Source organism: Desulfobaccales bacterium (assembly GCA_041648175.1).
Lineage (GTDB): Bacteria > Desulfobacterota > Desulfobaccia > Desulfobaccales > 0-14-0-80-60-11 > 0-14-0-80-60-11.
This window is the reverse complement of sequence record JBAZPO010000054.1, coordinates 1-4138: the sequence shown is the minus strand read 5'-3', so window position 1 is coordinate 4138 and position 4138 is coordinate 1. Positions and strand designations below refer to the sequence as shown.

At 52.6% G+C, this 4138-nt stretch carries 4 protein-coding genes; 3 read left to right on the top strand and 1 reads right to left on the bottom strand.

What is annotated here, in order from left to right; translation table 11 throughout:
• Positions 1–953 (top strand): hypothetical protein (locus WC600_18765; GenBank protein ID MFA4904772.1); only part of this gene is annotated, 953 nt, incomplete at its 5' end.
• A gap of 230 nt (positions 954–1183) precedes the next feature.
• Positions 1184–1372, top strand: coding sequence for a hypothetical protein (locus WC600_18760; protein MFA4904771.1), 189 nt, complete (start codon positions 1184–1186; stop codon positions 1370–1372).
• 132 nt (positions 1373–1504) lie between these two features.
• Here the strand turns inward: WC600_18760 and WC600_18755 are convergent, their stop codons facing one another.
• Positions 1505–2893 carry a transposase gene (locus WC600_18755; GenBank protein MFA4904770.1) on the bottom strand — a complete coding sequence of 463 codons (1389 nt, stop codon included), beginning with the start codon at positions 2891–2893 and terminating at the stop codon, positions 1505–1507.
• 588 nt (positions 2894–3481) lie between these two features.
• Here WC600_18755 and WC600_18750 point away from each other — a divergent pair.
• A complete protein-coding gene (locus WC600_18750; GenBank protein MFA4904769.1) occupies positions 3482–3835 on the top strand; it encodes a YkgJ family cysteine cluster protein in 354 nt (117 codons plus the stop codon).
• The last annotated feature ends 303 nt before the right edge of the window (positions 3836–4138 follow it).

Genomic DNA, 4138 nt, shown 5'->3' with positions numbered 1-4138 from the left:
AGAAACTTCTGGAACAATACTGCGCCGACAAGAAAATCGAGCTGATCCTGGAGCTGGAGTACAGGACCGCACTCGGCACAGCCGTCAATCCGGACGGCACGCTGAAAGACGCCTTTCGTCAGGACTGGGGATACTGGGAGAGCAAAGACCAGAAGGATACCCTTGACGACGAGATTCAAAAGAAACTTGCCAAAGGTTATCCCACGACCAATATCCTCTTTGAAGACGGCCGGACCGCCGTTCTCATCCGGAACGGCCGGGAGCTGCAGCGGGCCTCCTTCGACGACCACGCCGCCCTCCACAGCCTGATCACAACCTTCGTCAACTATGAACCCCAGGAGGTCCGGACCTTCCGGGAGGCGATTGACCGTTTCAAGAAAGATCTTCCCGATCTAATCGTCAAACTGCGGAAACTCATCGAAGACCAGGCGGCTCTCAACGCCGCTTTTGCCCGGGCGCGTGGAGATTTTCTGGAACTCTGCCGGGATTCCATCAACCCCCATATCGTCATGGCCGACATCCGGGAGATGATCATCCAGCACATCCTGACGGAAGACATCTTCATCACCGTTTTCAATGAATCCCAGTTTCACCGGGAAAACAACATCGCCCGCTCCCTCATGGGGGTGATCGAAACCTTCTTTACCGGCGCCGTCCGCAGGGGCATCCTGGGCAAGATCGATCCCTATATCCGGATCATCAAGGCTGCCGCTTCCGGGATCGCCGACCATCACGAAAAGCAGCGTTTTCTCAAGGTCTTTTACGAGAACTTCTACCGGGCCTACAATCCGGCGGCGGCGGACCGTTTGGGGATCATTTATACCCCCAATGAGATCGTACGCTTCATGGTGGAATCCGCCGAGCACCTGGTCCACGAGAATTTCGGGCGGCTCCTCGGGGACGAAAATGTGGAAATCCTCGATCCGGTAACGGGACTCCTTGATGCTGCTTAGTGTCTGCCAAACGCTTAGAAACAAGGGATGTAGCAGCCTAGACTTCTTTCGTTCGGGTAAAACCTCGCTGAAACAATACTTGGAGCGATAGTGATTACCGTGTGTGGCAACCGTCCCATAATTCCGGCTATACCTTGCTTGATGTTGACAAGCCTTGGCACCATTGCTGTTTGGCTGTTGATTGATTATTAATTCTGTGCTATTGTTTTTGAAAAGAAGGAGGTAACTATATGTCCACAATGATAATTAAGGAAGAAGCACACAAGATTGTCGATCGGATGCCTGCAAGTGCCACATGGGATGATTTGATGCATGAAATTTATGTGCGTGAGGTCATTGAGTTCGGGTTGGCCGATAGTAAAGCGGGCCGCACAAAAGATGTAAAAGAAATCCGTGCAAAGTATGGCTTGCAGGAATGAAAGTTCACTGGACAAATACTGCTGAAGAACATCTTGAAAAGCTGCTACACAAGCACATCGGCCGCAAATCTCGACTAAATAATAAATAACTCAACTTTCGCACACGTTTAAGCGAGTCTATCTATCTGTTCTTTAACAATAAGCGGTGTTATTTTGCCATGCAAGTAGCCACCGTGCCCCATAAATTGGGGGTAGATCTCTGAGAAACCGGTCGATCAGGGAGCGGAACAGTTCCCTGGTTATTTCCGAGGCGGCGCCCATTGCCTGCTCCAGCAACACCAGCACGAGGGCCAGTGCTTCAGCGAAGGTCGCCTGCTGGAGTTCTTCGCAACAGGCGTGAAACAGGGTCCCAAGAGTTCGGGGGTCCTTGTTGGTCCTCTTGGCGAGGGCCAACATGATGTATCGGCAGCACACCACAGTGGAATGGGCGACAAGACCATCATAGGACCGACCCTGGCACTCTTTGGCAAGATTTAGAAACGACTTGGCCATCTTGAAGAACACCTCGATGTCCCATCTGCGTTTATAGGCCGTGACGATCTCCTCGTCACCCAAGGCAATATCGGTGGACAGCAGGGCCAGCCACTTTTTGGAGCGCCTGTCCCGGACGAATACGATCTTTGCCGGGACCGGGATGCCTTGGTCATTTTCCCCGATCTCGACCATGACCGAAGCGAGGATCTTTGCACGGCCGCGACGCTTGCGGATCTTCCTGTAGATGGCCGCCAGATGGAGATCTTCCCCCTGGTAGCGATAGAAGATTTTTTCCGTGACCTTGAGCATGCAGATGGTATGCACCCCTTTCGCGAGCAACTTCCTTATGGTTGCGGGATATGCAAACCAGCTGTCGAACATAAGGTGACTGGCTTGAATCCCACTTGCCATGGCCTCGGCTACCATTTCGACAAGGACATCGGTTGCCTTGCGGATGCCTTCCCGGCGACGTCTCGCGCCGTTGGTGCGACGGTCAAGGTCCGTACGCAAGGGAACCAGCCGGTTCTTTTCCTTGCTGGATGCCAGCAGCGCACAGGACACAGGAACGAAGCTGATGCCGTCGGACCATCCCAGGACGAGCATCCTGAACCCGCGGTAATACCGTTTGTCGATATGGTCAAAGACTCGCGACAACAGCTCAACATACTTGCTCCGATTGCGGCGGTAGAGCGTGTCATCGGCGATCAGCACCTTCATGTTGGCGGCGCCGGTCAACGGCTCAAGCTCCTGGCTGATCACCCGGGAGCTCAACAGCAGAAGGAATCTCCGCCAGTTGGTATGGACCGAGTTGAGAAACCGATATACCGTATCCTTGGCCATGCCGCAGCTTCCACCTGCTTCGAGGGTGCGAAAAAGGTTCTTTCCGGTGAAGGCCAAAGTGACCAGAACCCGGAACACGGAGACCGGAGAAATGCCCTTCTCCTTGTCGATGTTGCTGCGCTTCAACAGGCTGCCGATTTTCTGATTGTGAAAGAACTGATGAATCTGGTTTTCACAGGAAACGATGTCTGATACAATCTGGCTCATAGCGTCACCTCGTGCGTTGATGGACTTTTGTTGGGAACAAAACCCATATATCACACTTTGTGACGCTATACTACTAATTATTACATTATATTACACGTTTTTCGCTCCTGCGAAAGTTGAGATGTTCACCTTAGCACAAACCCCGGACGTTCGCGCCCTCCAGGTCTTTCCCGTGTCTCCTACCTGAGCCGTGAGGCGGGCGATCTCTTGATCTTTGGCTATGCAACGCGGGCAGGGTGCGGGTGTTACGTCCGGGCCGGGTGATACGCGCCGGGTGATACGTTCCGGGACTTTTCGGGCGGGTGATATGGGCGGTACGTCGGCGGGTGCTACGGGTGATACGGCAGCGGGTGTGACATCCATCTTGCCGGGTGTTACAATGGTGGGTGCTACATTTGCGACAGGTGTCCGCCACTACCGGGTTTGCCGCACATCCAGCTACAGCCGGGGGACAAACCTCTGATGGGCATGGGATGGGTTATGGGTAACTAAAGGCCAGCGGTGCGGGCGGTTCGTCGATTCTGATTGATTTAAGTGGCACTCACGGGCAATATATGAGCGGTTAAATGATTATACAGGAGGGACTTGATGCGACCAAGTGGATTTGTTTGTAAGCAATGCGGAAATTGCTGCCTTAACCTTCACGATGCCTATCAGCACTCAGTAGACCAATCAGACATAGATATGTGGCAGGATAATGCCCGAGACGATATTTTGGCTTGGGTTGATCCCATTGATATCGGTAATGGAAGATATGTCTATGATGTTTGGATAAACCCACGAACCCATGACGATGTTGCGAAGTGTCCGTGGTTAAGGAAACTTACAGGGGAAGATAAATATATTTGCAAGATCCACGATGTAAAACCCAGGGTATGCAGAGATTATCCAAAATCTAAGAAATACGCTAAAGAAACAGGCTGCAAAGGGTTTACCGGGTGAAGTCGTAATTTGCCAGTGTTTGTAAAGCCATCCATCATATCCTCTGCTGTCCGGTTGGCCTCTCCACCAGCTACAGCCGGTCCTTACACGCAATGTCAACCCGTCCGGCCAGGCACAAAATGACCCGCTGGGGTTTGTCGCTGGGGGGTTCTTTTTTGCCTGTCTGCTGGGGATAGTGCTGGGGAAGGTGCTTTCAGAAATAGAAAAAGGGGCCGGTAGCAATACCAAACCCCTTGTTTTCATTTATGGTAGTCCCACGGGGGCTTGAACCCCGGTTTCCGGCGTGAGAGGCCAGCGTCCTAA

What these genes read in the sequence shown, in the direction of transcription:
- WC600_18760 (MFA4904771.1), top strand. Translation starts at nt 1,184, where the DNA reads ATGTCCACAATGATAATTAAGGAAGAAGCACACAAGATTGTCGATCGG.
- WC600_18755 (MFA4904770.1), bottom strand. Translation starts at nt 2,893, where the DNA reads ATGAGCCAGATTGTATCAGACATCGTTTCCTGTGAAAACCAGATTCAT.
- WC600_18750 (MFA4904769.1), top strand. Translation starts at nt 3,482, where the DNA reads ATGCGACCAAGTGGATTTGTTTGTAAGCAATGCGGAAATTGCTGCCTT.